This is a genomic window from Streptomyces sp. WMMC1477 (assembly GCF_027460245.1).
GTDB lineage: Bacteria > Actinomycetota > Actinomycetes > Streptomycetales > Streptomycetaceae > Streptomyces.
This window is the reverse complement of record NZ_JAPZBD010000003.1, coordinates 1,122,939-1,136,992: the sequence shown is the minus strand read 5'-3', so window position 1 is coordinate 1,136,992 and position 14,054 is coordinate 1,122,939. Positions and strand designations below refer to the sequence as shown.

Sequence of the window (14,054 nt, the reverse complement as noted above, 5' to 3'; positions counted from 1 at the left end):
CCCGGAGGGCCTTCACGTCGACGGCCGGTCAGCCGGGCCGTCAGGACTTGACGACCCGGCAGGCGAAGCATTTGTAGGCCTGTTGCCCCGAGAGATTGTCGTAGTAGCCGTCGTCCGGCAGTGCGTTCACCGGCTCGTACCGGCGTGCTTCGAAGAGGTCCCCGACCTGTTGGGACGGGCTGAAGGTGTTCGGCACGAAAACCGTGTCCTCCCGGATTCCCTCCCACAGGAGGGCCGTGCCGCACACCGTGCCTCGTGGGCTCTCCACGGTGACTTCGTCCCCGTTGCCGATGCCGCTCAGGCGCGCGGTACGTGGGTGAATCTGCACCAGGCGGACTCCGTTGAGCTGTTTGCCCGTACGCGTCCAGTGGGTCACTTCGGCGAAATGCACCACACTGGGCCGGCCGGTCACGCCCATCAGCGGGAACCTGCGATGCACGTCGTCGTTCCCCGGTACTCCCAGCTCCACCGGATGGGTGACGGCGTGCGGGTTGACCGGGTTGGTCACGAACGTCTTCTTGCGGTAACGCACGGTGGGATGAGCGCCCGTGACTTCGGGGTGGGTGTAGAAGACGGGCAGCGCGCTGTGTCCGGCTTCCCTGAGCCGCCGGTCCAGGTCGCGGGTGGTGATCTCGATCTTCCCGCTGGGCGTCAGAAACCTCTTGCCCTTGTTCACGGGGTCAAGGAACTCCGCGGCCTCGTACCAGCTCGGGTGGTCGGCGAAGAGCGTGCTCACCCCGGGATGTTCCGGGCCAGGGCAGGGCCACCGCAGCGGCTCGGCCCGCTCTCGCATGCGCTCACGGCTCATGCCGCCCATGCCGGGTGTGTGCTCGACGAACTGCTCCCAGAGTTTCTGGTAGTCGGTCCATTCCCTGGGGAAGGCGTTGGTCCAGTCCGTTGAAGGCCGCTTCGTGTCCAGGCGGGCGAGGGCGTGGGCCAGCTCGACCCAGATCTCCCAGTCCGGCTTGGAGTCGCCGACGGCGGGCACGACCTGGTCCTGCCAGCGGATCGCGCGGTCGTCGCGGCGCATGTAGACGCCTTCCATCTCCAGCCCGCTGCAGACGGGGAGGATGATGTCCGCGTACTTCGCCGGCTCTTCCATGAACAGGCCGGTGTACACGTAGAAGTCGAGCTTCTCGAAGGCTTCGCGTACCTTCCTGGAGTTGGCGGAGGCAACGAGCGGGTTGCCCTGGGTGATGACGGCCTTGAGCCGGTAGGGGCGGCCGGTGAGGATGGACTCGGCAAAGTAGTCGGGGCCGACGGGAAGCGTCTCGCGTCGTTCCGGTGTCTCGACGGTGAGTTCGGGCAGTGACAACGCCCCCGGCCAGGTGTTGTGCATGAAGTTGCAGCCGCCGCCTGGTATGCCGATGTTGCCGGTGACCGCGGCGAGGAAGGCGAGGACCCGGTAGGTGTCGAAGGCCCCGAGCTGGTGGGAGATACCCGCGTTGCAGAAGATCGCGGCAGGCTTGGCCCGCGCGTACTCCTCGGCCATCTCGACGATCGTGGCTTCGGGCACGCCAGTGACCTCCGCGGCCCATCCGGGTGTGTATCGGTGTCTGGCCAGGTGTACGCGCAGTGCGTCGAAGCCCAGTACCCAGTGGTCGACGAACGCGCTGTCGTAGAGACCCGCTTCGACGACGTGGTGCAGCATGCCCAGCACGAGTGCGAAGTCGGTGTGCGGCTTGGGGGCCACCCAGCGGTCTGCTTCCCTGCCCGTGGGGGTCAGTCGCGGATCGACGACGGTGAGGGTCGCGTTCGTCTTCCGGCGCTCGCGGAGCAGGTACTCGAAGGTGACGGGGTGAGTCTCGGCCTGGTTCGTGCCGAGAAAGAGAAGGTGCCGGGCCGCGCCGAGGTCCTCGGCCCCGGTGGCGGCGTCGACGCCGTAGCCGTTGGTGAAGGCGCCCAGGCCGAAGGTCGTGGCGAGCGCGTCGCCGCCCGCGTCGTTGCAGACCGGTCCGACGTCGCTGTCGTTGGGGCTCCCCAGCATCGCGAACATGCGGGAGACCAGTGCGTCCGTTCCGCGCGGCATGCGGCCCGTGGTGCGGTTGGCGATCGCATGTGCCTCGCCGCGGTCGCGGAGGTCCAGCAGCTTCTCGGCGATCGTCCGCAGCGCCTCGTCCCAGCCGATCTCCTCGAACCGGGATTCGTCCGAGCCCTTCTTCCCGGCGACGCGGCGCAGGGGTGACGTCAGCCGCGTCTCGTTGTAAACGAGTTCGGGCATCAGGTCGGCCTTGAGGCACACCTTGCCGTCCTGGACCGGATCATTCTTCTCACCGCGGACGCCGATGATCCGGCCGGCCCTGAGGTCGACGTGCAGGCGACAGTTGGCGTTGCAGAACTGGCATGCCGTGGCAACCGTGCGGTCGGGGGTGAGAGCCGCGGAGCCGTCGGTGAAGTCGAAGTCACCGCGGGGCACCGTGCCTGGTGCCTGGGCGGTCGCGTCGGCGCGGGGGGACGCCGCCTCCGGCGTGTGACGTTCACGCGCGGCAGCGGGTCCGGCGGCAAGGGTGCTGAGCGCCGCACCGCCCGCTGTCGCAACGACACCGCGGCGTGACGGTCTGGTCGGCGGTATCTCAGTCGACATGTGCTTTTCCTTCCCCCGTGGTGTGGTGGAGATGGGCTCACCGTTGGGGGCACGTCGGGCGTGCCCCCAACGGTGAGTCATCAGTTCACGCTGCTCTCGGCCTTGGCCTGCTCCGCCTCGGTGCCCGCGGAAGTCGTCGCGGCGTTTCGTGGTGTGCGGCGCTTGATCTGCACCAGCACGGTTCCCGCCAGCGCGACTGCGGCACCGAAGACCAGCCCCGGCTGGAACTGGTCGAGGACCTCCTGCGGAGAGGGCGCTGTCCCGGCGGTGGGCTCGGTGGCGATGATCGCCGTGGTAACCGCCAGGACGACGGCCGCGCCGACCTGGCCGGACGCCTGGATCATGCCCGCGGCCAGCCCCTGCTCGCGAGGCTCCACGCCGGTCACGGCCTGCACGTTGGCGCACGGGAAGACGAAGGCGAACCCGATGCCTACCAGGACCACGGTGGGCAGGATCATCGTGACGTAGGAGGGCTCGGTGTCCATGCGGAGCAGCAGGAGGAAGCCCAGTGCTTCCGAGGCGAGTCCGAAGACGATCAGCGTCGCGGTGCTGAACCGGCCGATGAGCTTGCCGGCCATGGGTGCGCCGAACGCCACGATCAGCCCGATGGGCAGCAGCGCCAGGGCGAGCTCCAGCGGCGTCCAGTCCAACGTCTCCTGCAGGTACAGGGTGATCAGGAACTGGAAGCTGAAGTAGGAGCCCAGCAGCGCGATGAACGAGAGGTTCGCCCGCATCAGGGCGCCGCGCCGGAAGATAGCGAGCGGCACCAGCGGGCTGCTCACCTTGCGCTCCACCATGGCGAATCCACCGAGCAGGAGGACCACGCCGACGAACGCGAGGATCGTCTGCGGGTCGGTCCAGCCGACGGACGGCGCCTCGACGACCGCGTAGACGAGCAGCAGCATGCCGGCCGTGAGCGTCAGGGCACCGGGGAAGTCGTAGCGTCCGGTGGAGCTGGGCCGGTCCTTCGGGATCAGGAAGAAACCGGCGATCAGGGCGCCCGCGGCGACGGGAACCGAGAACAGGAACGTCCAGCGCCAGTGCAGCTCGGTCATCAGGCCACCGATGATCAGACCGGACGAGAATCCGGCAGCGCCGAAGGCCGTGTAGATCGCGACCGCCTTGTTCCGCTGCGGGCCCTCGGGGAACGTGGTCGTGATGATGGACAGGCCCGTGGGCACCGTGAAGGCGGCGGCCACACCCTTGATGAAGCGGCTGATGATGACCAGCGTTCCGTCGTCGACCAGCCCGCCCATCAGCGATGCGAGGGCGAACACGGTCAGGGAGACGAGGAAGACGGTTCGCCGGCCGACCAGGTCCGCCGTGCGTCCGCCCAGCAGGAGAAGCGCCCCGTAGCCCAGCAGGTAGCCATTGACGATCCACTGCAGGTCGGACGTGGACATGTCGAGGTCTGCGCCAATGGAGGGCAGCGCCACGCCGACCAGGGTGACATCGAGACCGTCTAGGAGGAGGGCGAAGCACAGCACCGAGAGGAGCCCCCACATCTTGGGGGTCCAGCGCACGTCCTGCGCGGTATCGGTTTCAGACATGAGGAAACTGATGCTCTCTCTGTGAGATGTGGGAACGGATTACTTGCCCGGCTCCGAGTCCTGCTCGGGGGCGCAGCACGAGGCTTCGGACTGTGCCTCGTTCCGGGCCGCGTCACCCGCGTATCCGTGCTCGAACCCGGTGGGGAATCCCTGTTGCGCGGGGGCGGGCCCGGGGGCGCAGCAACCGGCTCCCTCGTCCGTGGCACCGTCGGCCGAGGGCAGGTCGGTCGTGCAGACTCCCGTCTCGGGCAGTTCCAGTTCGACGGCGTCGGCGGCCGCGCGGTCGCCCGCGAGGGCCGCCGCCACGGAGCGCACCTGTTCGTATCCGGTGGCGAGGAGGAAGGTCGGCGCGCGCCCGTAGCTCTTGACGCCAGCGATGTAGAAGTCCGGCTCGGGGTGGGCGAGTTCGCGTTCGCCATGCGGGGGCACGGTGCCGCAACTGTGCGCGTTCGGGTCGATCATCGGGCCGATGGCGACGGGGGCCTCGACCGCGGGGTCGAGACCCAGCCGGATCTCGCGCAGCATCTCCAGGTCCGGGCGGAACCCGACGGCGTCCACGACGTTGTCGACGTCGATCTTCATGGCCCCTTTAGGCGTCTGGCCCCGCACGCTCAGCGGGCCCGACGGGGAGCCGCAGCATGCGGCCGGAACCTCGAAGCCGGTGATGGTGAACTCGGGGATCAGGGTGATATCCCCGCGTTCGACCCGCTCCTTCAGCCGGCTGCCGAGCGCCCCGCGGGCGGGCAGGCCGTCCGCGTCGCCACCGCCGTACAGCCGCGTCGGCGACGCGCCGCGGACCACCCAGGTGATGGTGGTTCCCTCCGCCGTGTCCGCCAGCTCCGCGAGTGCTAGCAGGGTGTTGGCCGCCGAGTGGCCCATCCCGGCCACGAGCGTGTGCCGGCCGGCGAAGCGGGCGCGGCCCCGTCCCAGCACGTCCGGCAAGGCGCCCGTGAGGTATGGGCCGACGGCCTCCTCGCCGGGGGCCCGCAGCCCGGCCGTGCCGAGGGGGTTCGGCTGGCCCCACACCCCGGACGCGTCGATCACGGCGTCGGCGGTGAAGTCGTGGACCTCTCCCGTGGAGGAGGTGGTACGCAGGAGGAAAGACTGCTCCTCGCGCCCCAGGCTGCGGACCTTGTCCATCCCGGTACGGGTCACCGCCCGCACCCGGCGGTCGGTGTGGATCCTGGGGGCGAGTTGCGGGGTCCCAGCCAGAGGGTGCAGGTAGTTCTCGACGAGCTCCGCACCCGTGGGCAGGACGTCGGTGTCCGGTTCCTTCCACTCGGTCTGCTGGAGAAGCCGCCGGGCGGCGGCGTCGATGTTGTACCGCCACGGGGAGAAGAGTCGGATGTGCCCCCATTCCTGGACCACGTCGGCGGCCTGGACCCCGGCCTCCAGGACGACTGGCTCGAGCCCCCGCTCCAGCAGGTGCGCCGCTGCCGCCAGCCCGACCGGGCCCGCCCCGATCACTGCGACGGTCTTCTTCGAACTGTGCCTGTCCGACATTGCGCCCTCTCCGTCCGGCGTGGCCCGCGTGCCGCGCCAATCATCAGCATCCCCGAGTAATACCAGTAGATATTGTTGATGACAATGAGCTGTGGTTCAATGGAGTCATGGGACGGGAACTGGACATCGAGCTCTGGGACGTGTCTGCGCTGCCCTCGGCCGCAGAGCGGGCGCGGCGCTTGGCGCCGTTGCTGAAGGCCCTGGCCGATGAGACCAGGCTGACGCTCATGCTGCTGCTCGCAGAGCACCCCCGTTCGGTCCGAGAGCTCACGGAGGCCACCGGCATGGCGCAGACGCTGGTCAGTCATCACCTCACGCCACTGCGTGAGCAGGGGCTGGTCGTCGCGACCCCCAAGGGCCGCAGCAACATCTACTCGCTCTGCTGTGACGCCCTTCTCCAGCCAGTTCAGTTGCTCGCCACGCTCGCCGCCCTCCCCGACGTGGGGCAAGAGGGCTCCGCCGGGGCAGGCGAGTAGGGCGGGGCGCTGCCCCAGAAGGCCTCGTCCTAGCCCGGTCGGCACGACTCGCAGCACTACGCAAGGCCCGCGCGTCGGCGCCGGGTGACGGGAGGAGTTTGTCTCATGACGGTCGACACCGGTGATGTGCAGCCGCGCGTGCAGCGCGTACTGGACGAACTTGTCGAGGCGGGCCATGAGACAGGGCTCCAGGCGGCCGCGTACCACAGAGGTGAACTCGTCGCCGACGCCGCGGCCGGGGTCACCGATCCGCTGAGTCGCACGGCCGTGCGGACGGACACCCTCTTCCACGGCTTCTCCGCGGGAAAGGGGGTCACCGCGACCCTCGCGCACGTCCTCGCGGAGCAGGGTGTCATCGGCTACGACGTCCCGGTCGCCGCGTACTGGCCCGAGTTCGCGGCCCACGGCAAGCAGGACATCACGCTGGGCCAGGTACTCACCCACACGGCGGGCGTTCCGCATCTGCCCCCGGACACACTGCCCGCCCACATGTGTGACTGGGACGAGACGTGCGAGCGCATCGCCGGCCTCGCGCCCCTGTGGGAGCCGGGTACCGAGATGGGGTACCACGGCTGGACCTTCGGCTGGATCATCGGTGAGGTTGTCCGCCGGGCCACCGGCAAGCCGATGTCCGAAGCGTTGTACGAACAAGTGGCGCATCCCCTAGGCGTGGCCGACTCGCTGTTCTTCGGCGTCCCCGAGAGTCAGTTGCCTCGGATGGCGGTTCTGGAAGCGGGCAACTGGGACGCCGCGATCGCGGCGATGCCGGACACGGCGCCCATCTTCCAGGCGTCGCCGCGCCCGGTCGTCGCCTGCTCCGGGCTGGGCAACGACAAGGAATACCTGCGGGCCGACGTCCCCGCCGCCGGAACCATGTCCGCCGCCGCGCTCGCCCGCATGTACGCCGCGCTGCTCGACGACGTCGACGGCGTGCGGCTGATCTCCCCCGAGCGCGCCGCCCAGGTGGCAGCTTTGGCCTTCTCGGGGAACGACCGGATGCTCGGTCACCACAGCGCCAAGACCCTCGGCTACTTCCACGGCCTGACCTGGGCCGGTGGTTCGGCCACATCCTTCGGCAACACCGGCAGCGGCGGCAGCGCGGCCTTCGCCGACCCCGCACACGGCATCGCCTTCGCCCTGACGAAGAACAGGCTGACCGTGGGGCCGGCCGACCAGGCGGCCCGCTCTGTGGCGCAGGAGGTCTACGCCGCGCTCGGCTGCCTGGCCTGACACACCTCCCCGGTACGTCCATCCGACCAACTTCGAGTCACCGAACGACGAACGGAGAAACCGATGACCGCGAACGACACCTCCGCCGACCCCGGGAACGAGGCCGCTCCGAACGTGAGCTGCTGCGGACCGGCCGCGGGCGAGAACCCCACGGCGGCACCGGCCACTGCCGCGCCCATCGAGGTGCTCGTCATCAGCGACAGTTGCTGCAACCCCTCCGCCGCCTCGGCTGAGGAGCAGGCGGTCCGCACGGTCGACGCCGCCATCGCGGCCGTCGGTTCCACGGCCCGCTCCCGGTTGGTTTCGGCGACCGACGCCTTGGCCGGCGCGCTTCCGCAGGAGATCCTCGCCGAGATCCAGAGCCAGCTCGCCCGCGGCAGCGCCCGCCCACCCATGGTCATGATCGACGGGCGGATCGTGGCCAGCGGAACGTTCACACGTCAGGACGTCGAGAACGCTCTGACCGGGAACAACGTTTCCAGCGCATGACCGGTTCACCTCAGGAAGTGCAGTCCTCGGACGTCGCCCTCATCGCGGTGCGAGGCACAACCGAGCCCCAGAGCGGCAGCAGACTGCTCATGCCGGTGGGAGAGCTGATCAGCGCGGGGCTCACCGTGCCCACCACCTACACCGAACTCGATTACCCCGCGGACTTCGAGTTCGCGGCCAGCGTTCCCCACGGAGTCGACACCCTGGTGCGGCTTCTCAACGACGCCGCGAGCGAGTACCCCGAACGCCGCCATGTGCTCATGGGCTACTCGCAGGGGGCCTGGGTGATCGGCGAGGCACTCGTCGCTCCTACTCTGCGTGACATGGGACGTGCGGCCCCGGAACTCTCCGCAGCCGCCGCGTCCCGGGTCGCCGCGGTCCTCTTCTACGGGGACCCCCGCTTCACCGCGGGCGAGCCCTTCAACGCCGGCACCTTCGAAGCGGACCGGCAGAGCGAGAACCCGCGCCCTGTCGGCCAACTGGCCGAATACGCCGACCGCATGCAGAACTACTGCGCCGTCGGCGACATCGCCTGCCAGGGCAACGGTGGAACCTATGTGGCCCACCTGGCCTATCTGACGAACTCCATGCGTGAAGAAGGCGCCACGTTCGCCCTGGGACGGCTCGGCGCCCACCAACCAACGGGAGACCGGACATGAGCTGGAATTTCATGGAGCCCGCGGGCCGCAAGAACCTCGACGAGATATGGCGTCGCGAGGCCGAGGGCATGTTCGAACTGGCCTCGGACCCCGCCGTGTGGCAGGCACCGACCGCGGCCGGACACTGGCAGGTCCGCGACGTGATCGCGCACATGGTCGACACGACGGAGGTCTATCTGCACTCCTTCGCCGCCGCACGCGGTGAGGCGGAGTCCAGAGAGCCGCTCGGGGTGCGTGACATGTCCACCCTCATGGACAAGGACGCCTTGGCCATGAGGGACGTGAGCCAGGACGAACTGCTGACCCGGCTCCGCCGCGACTTGGACCGCATCCTCGATGTCGTGAACGGGCTGGGCGACGACGAGTGGACCCAACTGCTCGTTCCGCACAAGTACATGGGGCCGGTACCCGCGTGCTTCCTGCCCGTCTGTCAGATGCTTGACTACATCGTGCACACCTGGGACATACGCCAGGGGCTCGGCCGCAGTCACGTCCTCCAGGCCGACGCGGCCGACATGCTCGTCCCTGTGTGCTTCCTGATGTGGCAGAACACCAACGACCCGGTCGGCGTAGAGCCGTTCACCATCGGCATTCGTGTCACCAGTGGCCCCAACGCCGGGGAGACGCGGGCCGCCGTCAGCGAGTCGGGCGTCGAGTTCACTCCCGGAAGCGTCGACGACCTGGCCACGGTGCTCGAGTTCGACCCCGCCAGCCTCGTACTGGCCGCCTTCGGCCGGGCCAACACCGGCACCTGCCGAGGCGACCGGGACATCGCCGACCGCTATCTGAACCTCTTCTACCGGATCTGAGCAAGGCGGGGCCCTTCACGTGAACACCTCACACGACGTGCTTCCCAGCGTGCGCTCCTTCGCTCAACGGGAACTGCTCGGGCAACAGGACTACCTCGACGGGTTCGAAGAAGCCCCGCTGCCCCTCTACAAGAGCTTCCATGACCAGGGCCTGGCCAACTGGTGGCTTCCCGAGGCGTACGGGGGGTCGGGGATCAGCCTCGAAGACAGCGTGGACATCGTCTCCGAACTGGCCTACGGCGACGCTGGCGCCGCCTTCACACTCTTCATCTCGATCCTCGGCACCAGCATGGTCCAGCTCTACGGCAGTGAAGAACTCCGTGAGCGCTATCTGACGGCCCTGGCCGGGAACGGCGGCTTCTGCGCGACCCTCGGCAGTGAGCGGGTGGCCGGAAGCGAGCTGGCGAAGATCAGCACCACCATCTCGCGGGACGGTGACGAACTGGTCATCGAGGGGGAGAAGTACTTCTCCACCAATACCGGGTTCGCGGACTTCCTCATCGTCGTCGGAAGGTCTGCGGAGAACCCGGGAGAGTTCCTCGCCGTCTTGGTCCCGCGGGACACGCCTGGCGTGCGCGAGCTCAAACGCTGGGAGATGATCGGCCTCCGCGCTTCGGGCACCTACGAGGTCGCCCTCGAAGGATGCCGGGTCCCCGCCGCCAACGCCCTGCACGGCCCGGGGCTGCGGTTGCTGGAGGTAGCACTCAACGCCAGCCGTATCCTCATCGCCACCACCGCCATTGGCGTCTCCCGGCGCGTCCGTGACCTGTGCATGGAGTACGCGGAGGCCAAACCCCTCTACGACGGCTACCTGGTCGACAACCCCGTCTTCATGAACAGCCTCGGGGACATGGAGACCAGGATCGAGGTGATGAAGAGCCAGTGCCGCGCGGCAGCCCGGGAGTTCGACGCCATCATGGCGGGCACCGACGCGGCATCGACGTTCGTCCGGCAGGGCACGCTCAGGTCGGCACTGGCCGCCAAGATGTACTGCGGACGGGCCGGATGGCAGATCGCCAGCGAGGGTTCGGAGATGTTCGGCGGCCATGGCTTCACCCGCGAGCATGTGATCGGGAAGCTGCTCCGCGACGTCCGGTACGTCTCCATCGTTGAGGGCGGCGACGCGGTCCTCAGGGAACTGATGTTCAACCGCTATGTGCTCCCCGAGCCCCGGCGCGGCTGACGGGCAAGCATCGCCACCCCTTGCCCGTCGGCCATTCCCTGACCGGCGGGCAAGGGGTCCGTTGTTACTTGTCCTGATCCGGTGTCAACATTGACACATGTCGAAATTGAAGACTTCGGGCGAGGTCGGGATCCAGCGGGCCGACGAAGACGTGTGTGTGCCCACCATTCTCCCCGAGTCCTTCTCCGCGGCCGACGCGGTCCGCGTCGCGGCGGTGTTCAAGGCCCTGGCCGATCCCGTCCGTCTTCGCATCTTCTCCAACGTCGCCGCCCATGAGGGCGGGGAAGCCTGTGTCTGCGAGGTGGCCGACGTGGGCGTCTCCCAGCCCACCGTCAGCCACCATCTCAAGAAGCTCCGGGAAGCGGGGTTGCTGATATCCGAGCGCCGCGGCACGTCCGTGTACTACAAGGTCGTACCCGCTGCCCTGGCACCCCTCGCAGAGGTCCTCCCCGCGCAGCTCACCCGGACTATGGGCCTGAGACGTTCGGAGTGACTTCCGCAAGGGCACCCGGCTGCGGCCGTGCCGCGGACAGGTGCGCTGTCAGCTGACGGTGTCTCGCAGCCGTTCGCTGTCGAGCACGGCGAGCAATGTACCGGTCGGCGGCCCTCACCTCGGTGTCCGCGCACGAGGATGGGGTGGCCGCGCGGGAGGCCGAACGCGAGGAGTGACCCCGGAGCGTCCCGCCCCGTTCCGTCCCGTCCGAGCCGACGCACGACGGAAGAGGCCGGGCGGAGGGCGTGGTGCGCGAGGGTGCGCCGGGACGGGCCGCCGGGTCGCCCGGCCCGGCTCCGGGCGACCCGACGGGGTGCGTCCGCGTCAACCGCCGAAGGGGATGTCCCGTGGGGTGGCCATGCGGCGGGTCTCCGGGTGGGTGTCCACGTAGTCGGTGATGTAGGAGAGCGACTCCCGCACCCCGCTGTCGTCCGTGCCGCAGCCCCTCGGGCCGCTGTCGCCGTCCGGGTAGCACGACAGCCGTCTGCCGTAGATCAGGCCGTCGACGGCGGCCTTCCCGTCGGCGGTGTCGAGCAGGGCACCCGCGCGCTCGCCGTCCCCCTTGCCTACCGTCCAGCCGACGGTCCGTGCGAGCTCGCCGGCGTCCCGCGCCCGGCCGCCCGCCTCCAGCGCCTCCCGGATGTCGTCGAACTTCAGTGCCATGGCGAACAGGCCGCTGTCCATCACCCGCTGGTCGGCGGGGAGGTCCGGACCGTGCTCGGCGAAGCCGTCCCGGACCTCGGGGTAGTCGCCGCTGAAGCTCACGGCTTCCCTGGGGTTCAGATCGCCGAGGGCCTCCTTCCAGCCGGCGCCGCCCTCCTCGCCGTAGAAGCCGTAGAGCACGCGGATGCCCGCGCTCTCCAGCTTCTCGCGCGCCAGGTCCCGCAGTGCGGCGACGGAGCAGTGGCGCCACTCGGGATCGTCGCTGTCGCACCAGTCGGGGTTCTTGATGTCCAGCCAGACGAAGGACACGTGACGTCCGGCCCGGTGCTCCGTGGCCACCTGGTCGAACATGTCGGGCAGGGAGTCCCCGTAGCTGGTGAGGGTGCCGTCGTGGTCCGCCCACCAGCCGTCACGCCAGGCCGTGGCGTCGATCTCCAACGCGTTGGCCCCGTGTGCGAGTGCCGCGGTCACCCCGCCCGTGGTCAGCACCCGGTGGGCGATGGCCCAGGTGGGGCGCTGCTCGGCGGGGCCGGGCGCGGTCCTCGGCGAAACGTGCTGCGGCACGGGCTTCGCGGCTCCGGTGCCGAGCGTGGCCGTGGCGACGACCAGGGCCAGCGGGAGCAGGAGCGTGCGCAGCCGACGTGGGGCGGCCATGGGGACGGGTCCTTTCCGTTGCCCGGGCTGACCGTTCCGGCAGCCCGTCTGTCGTGCGGTGGCCGTCTGTCGTACAGCCGGCGGTACGCGGCTCCGCGCGCAGCACTGTACGTTAAATTACCCACGGGTAATTTCTGGTCGCCGTCCGTGGGCGACTGCCCCCGGTCCGTGCCGCCGTTGACGGGACGCATGTCGCCCGGCGGGAGGGGAACCCGCGCCTGAAGGTACTGAAGCCGCCGAGGGTGCGTGCACGGCCCTCGGTGCTTCGTCCCACCCGACGTCGAGCAGCGCCCCCGGAGGTCCACGTGAAGATCGGAATCATCGGCGCCGGCAACATCGGCGGCAACCTGACCCGCCGCCTCACCGCCCTCGGCCACGAGGTGCGGGTGGCCAACTCGCGCGGCCCCGAGACCCTCGGCGCACTCGCCGAGGAGACCGGCGCCGCGCCCGTCCGCGCCCACGAGGCCGCCCGCGGCGCCGAACTCGTCGTCGTCACCATCCCGTTCAAGAACGTCCCGGACCTGCCGGAGAACCTCTTCGACGGCGCCGCCGAGGGCTTCGCCGTCCTCGACACGTGCAACTACTACCCGCGGCAGCGCGACGGCCGGATCGGCGCCGTCGAGGACGAGGGGCTCACGGAGAGCCGCTGGGTCGAGCGGCACCTCGGCCACCCCGTGGTGAAGGCGTTCAACGGCACCTATGCCGAGGACATCCTCGACAAGCCCCGCCCCGCCGGGAGCCCGGAGCGCATGGCTCTGCCCGTCGCCGGTGACGACGAGGCGGCCAAGGCGACCGTACGGGCGCTCGTCGACGAGCTGGGCTTCGACACCGTGGACGGCGGCGGCACCGACGATTCCTGGCGCCAGCAGCCCGGCACCCCGGTCTACGGGTTGCGGGCCGGCGCCGAGGCTGTGGTGAAGGCGCTCGCCGAGGCCGCTCCGGAGCGCCCGGCCGCCTTCAGCGGCTGAGTGCCGGCCGGTCAACTTCGTTCTGCCCCACAGTCGTTCAGCCGCGCCGGGTCGGGTAGTTTGCCCACCATGAGTGACGACGCGGCGTACCTCGACAAGAGCCCGTCCGCGGCACGCATGGGGAAGGCCGCCGAGCATCTGGTCGCCGCCTCCTGCATCCTCGCGACGGAGGGGGAGCTGAACGTCTCGACGTCCCTGGTCGACGACGAGGGCGTGGACCTCGTCTTCCACCGGCGCGGGAGTTCGGCGACGCTTGCGGTACAGGTGAAGGCCCGCATGTCCACCGGCGTACAGGTCCGGGAGGGCCGGTTCCTGGCGAACGTGCGGTCCCAGACCTTCACGGCCCGCTCCGACCTGGACATGCTGTTCGTCGCGGTGGACGTGGAGCGCGGCGCGATCATGACCGCGTGGCTGGTGCCGAGCCGCGCGTTCGGCGAGATGGCGGGCGAACCCAACAGCAGAGGGCGCCTCAGATTCTCGGCGTCGCTGAAGCCCGGTTCCGGGGACCGCTGGACGCCGTTCCGCCTGGCTCCGTTCCGCCTGACGGCGGCCGAGCTCTCGCGGCGGGTTCTCGACCGGCTCGCGGAGCTGGAGAGGACGGGCTCGTAGTCAGGCCCCGGAGTGAGCACCCCTGCTCATGTGTGTGCCTCGTCGGTACGGGCAAGGTGCGCGCGCGAGGCGCCCGTCGTCTTCGGCGGAGCCGCCGCGGAGCCTCGCGTGGACCCGACTCCCGGTGCCGTGGGGCATCGGCCAGGTCGGAGCACCACGTTGGTCGCGTGGTCGGGCTGGTGGC

The 14,054-nt window shown here is 69.6% G+C and carries 13 protein-coding genes; 9 read left to right on the top strand and 4 right to left on the bottom strand.

Going from position 1 to position 14,054, the window contains the following annotated elements; translation table 11 throughout:
• Positions 1 to 40 precede the first annotated feature (40 nt).
• From O7609_RS05390 to O7609_RS05380, 3 genes are all read right to left on the bottom strand, one after another.
• Entirely contained in the window at positions 41 to 2,584 is a 2,544-nt protein-coding gene (locus O7609_RS05390; protein ID WP_269743156.1) for a molybdopterin-containing oxidoreductase family protein, read from the bottom strand.
• Positions 2,585 to 2,664: 80 nt separating this feature from the next.
• Positions 2,665 to 4,134, bottom strand: a complete 1,470-nt coding sequence (locus O7609_RS05385; protein WP_269743155.1) for an MFS transporter — start codon at positions 4,132 to 4,134, stop codon at positions 2,665 to 2,667.
• 39 nt (positions 4,135 to 4,173) lie between these two features.
• Positions 4,174 to 5,637 carry an NAD(P)-binding domain-containing protein gene (locus O7609_RS05380; protein ID WP_269743154.1) on the bottom strand — a complete coding sequence of 488 codons (1,464 nt, stop codon included), beginning with the start codon at positions 5,635 to 5,637 and terminating at the stop codon, positions 4,174 to 4,176.
• A gap of 107 nt (positions 5,638 to 5,744) precedes the next feature.
• On the opposite strand from O7609_RS05380, the gene O7609_RS05375 reads away from it, so the two are divergent.
• The 7 genes from O7609_RS05375 to O7609_RS05345 all read left to right on the top strand — a co-directional run bounded on the left by O7609_RS05375 (position 5,745) and on the right by O7609_RS05345 (position 10,976).
• Positions 5,745 to 6,113, top strand: coding sequence for an ArsR/SmtB family transcription factor (locus O7609_RS05375; RefSeq protein ID WP_269743153.1), 369 nt, complete (start codon positions 5,745 to 5,747; stop codon positions 6,111 to 6,113).
• A 105-nt stretch (positions 6,114 to 6,218) separates the two neighbouring features.
• Positions 6,219 to 7,343, top strand: a complete 1,125-nt coding sequence (locus O7609_RS05370) for a serine hydrolase domain-containing protein (RefSeq protein WP_269743152.1) — start codon at positions 6,219 to 6,221, stop codon at positions 7,341 to 7,343.
• 63 nt (positions 7,344 to 7,406) lie between these two features.
• Positions 7,407 to 7,832: a hypothetical protein gene (locus O7609_RS05365; protein WP_269743151.1), complete on the top strand. Its 426-nt coding sequence runs from the start codon at positions 7,407 to 7,409 to the stop codon at positions 7,830 to 7,832.
• A complete protein-coding gene (locus O7609_RS05360) occupies positions 7,829 to 8,491 on the top strand; it encodes a cutinase family protein (protein WP_269743150.1) in 663 nt (220 codons plus the stop codon). The genes O7609_RS05365 and O7609_RS05360 overlap by 4 nt, the downstream gene beginning before the upstream one ends.
• The gene (locus O7609_RS05355; RefSeq protein ID WP_269743149.1) at positions 8,488 to 9,300 is read left to right on the top strand and encodes a maleylpyruvate isomerase family mycothiol-dependent enzyme; all 813 of its coding nucleotides are present in this window, start codon (positions 8,488 to 8,490) and stop codon (positions 9,298 to 9,300) included. The genes O7609_RS05360 and O7609_RS05355 overlap by 4 nt, the downstream gene beginning before the upstream one ends.
• Positions 9,301 to 9,319: 19 nt before the next feature.
• On the top strand, positions 9,320 to 10,483 hold the full coding sequence (locus O7609_RS05350) for an acyl-CoA dehydrogenase family protein (protein WP_269743148.1): 1,164 nt from the start codon (positions 9,320 to 9,322) through the stop codon (positions 10,481 to 10,483).
• Between the two features lie 97 nt (positions 10,484 to 10,580).
• A complete protein-coding gene (locus O7609_RS05345) occupies positions 10,581 to 10,976 on the top strand; it encodes an ArsR/SmtB family transcription factor (RefSeq protein WP_269743147.1) in 396 nt (131 codons plus the stop codon).
• Between the two features lie 324 nt (positions 10,977 to 11,300).
• Here O7609_RS05345 and O7609_RS05340 read toward each other — a convergent pair whose 3' ends face one another.
• Positions 11,301 to 12,293 (bottom strand): phospholipase, encoded by a 993-nt coding sequence (locus O7609_RS05340; protein ID WP_269733755.1) that lies wholly within the window; start codon positions 12,291 to 12,293, stop codon positions 11,301 to 11,303.
• Positions 12,294 to 12,598: 305 nt separating this feature from the next.
• Between O7609_RS05340 and O7609_RS05335 the strand changes: the two genes are divergently transcribed.
• Both O7609_RS05335 and O7609_RS05330 read left to right on the top strand, forming a co-directional pair.
• Positions 12,599 to 13,261 carry an NADPH-dependent F420 reductase gene (locus tag O7609_RS05335; protein ID WP_269743146.1) on the top strand — a complete coding sequence of 221 codons (663 nt, stop codon included), beginning with the start codon at positions 12,599 to 12,601 and terminating at the stop codon, positions 13,259 to 13,261.
• A 69-nt stretch (positions 13,262 to 13,330) separates the two neighbouring features.
• On the top strand, positions 13,331 to 13,870 hold the full coding sequence (locus O7609_RS05330; protein WP_269743145.1) for a hypothetical protein: 540 nt from the start codon (positions 13,331 to 13,333) through the stop codon (positions 13,868 to 13,870).
• Positions 13,871 to 14,054: the final 184 nt, after the last annotated feature.

Excerpts from the sequence above, each read along its gene's own strand:
- O7609_RS05390 (WP_269743156.1), bottom strand. The coding sequence starts at position 2,584 with ATGTCGACTGAGATACCGCCGACCAGACCGTCACGCCGCGGTGTCGTT.
- O7609_RS05385 (WP_269743155.1), bottom strand. The coding sequence starts at position 4,134 with ATGTCTGAAACCGATACCGCGCAGGACGTGCGCTGGACCCCCAAGATG.
- O7609_RS05380 (WP_269743154.1), bottom strand. The coding sequence starts at position 5,637 with ATGTCGGACAGGCACAGTTCGAAGAAGACCGTCGCAGTGATCGGGGCG.
- O7609_RS05375 (WP_269743153.1), top strand. The coding sequence starts at position 5,745 with ATGGGACGGGAACTGGACATCGAGCTCTGGGACGTGTCTGCGCTGCCC.
- O7609_RS05370 (WP_269743152.1), top strand. The coding sequence starts at position 6,219 with ATGACGGTCGACACCGGTGATGTGCAGCCGCGCGTGCAGCGCGTACTG.
- O7609_RS05365 (WP_269743151.1), top strand. The coding sequence starts at position 7,407 with ATGACCGCGAACGACACCTCCGCCGACCCCGGGAACGAGGCCGCTCCG.
- O7609_RS05360 (WP_269743150.1), top strand. The coding sequence starts at position 7,829 with ATGACCGGTTCACCTCAGGAAGTGCAGTCCTCGGACGTCGCCCTCATC.
- O7609_RS05355 (WP_269743149.1), top strand. The coding sequence starts at position 8,488 with ATGAGCTGGAATTTCATGGAGCCCGCGGGCCGCAAGAACCTCGACGAG.
- O7609_RS05345 (WP_269743147.1), top strand. The coding sequence starts at position 10,581 with ATGTCGAAATTGAAGACTTCGGGCGAGGTCGGGATCCAGCGGGCCGAC.
- O7609_RS05340 (WP_269733755.1), bottom strand. The coding sequence starts at position 12,293 with ATGGCCGCCCCACGTCGGCTGCGCACGCTCCTGCTCCCGCTGGCCCTG.
- O7609_RS05330 (WP_269743145.1), top strand. The coding sequence starts at position 13,331 with ATGAGTGACGACGCGGCGTACCTCGACAAGAGCCCGTCCGCGGCACGC.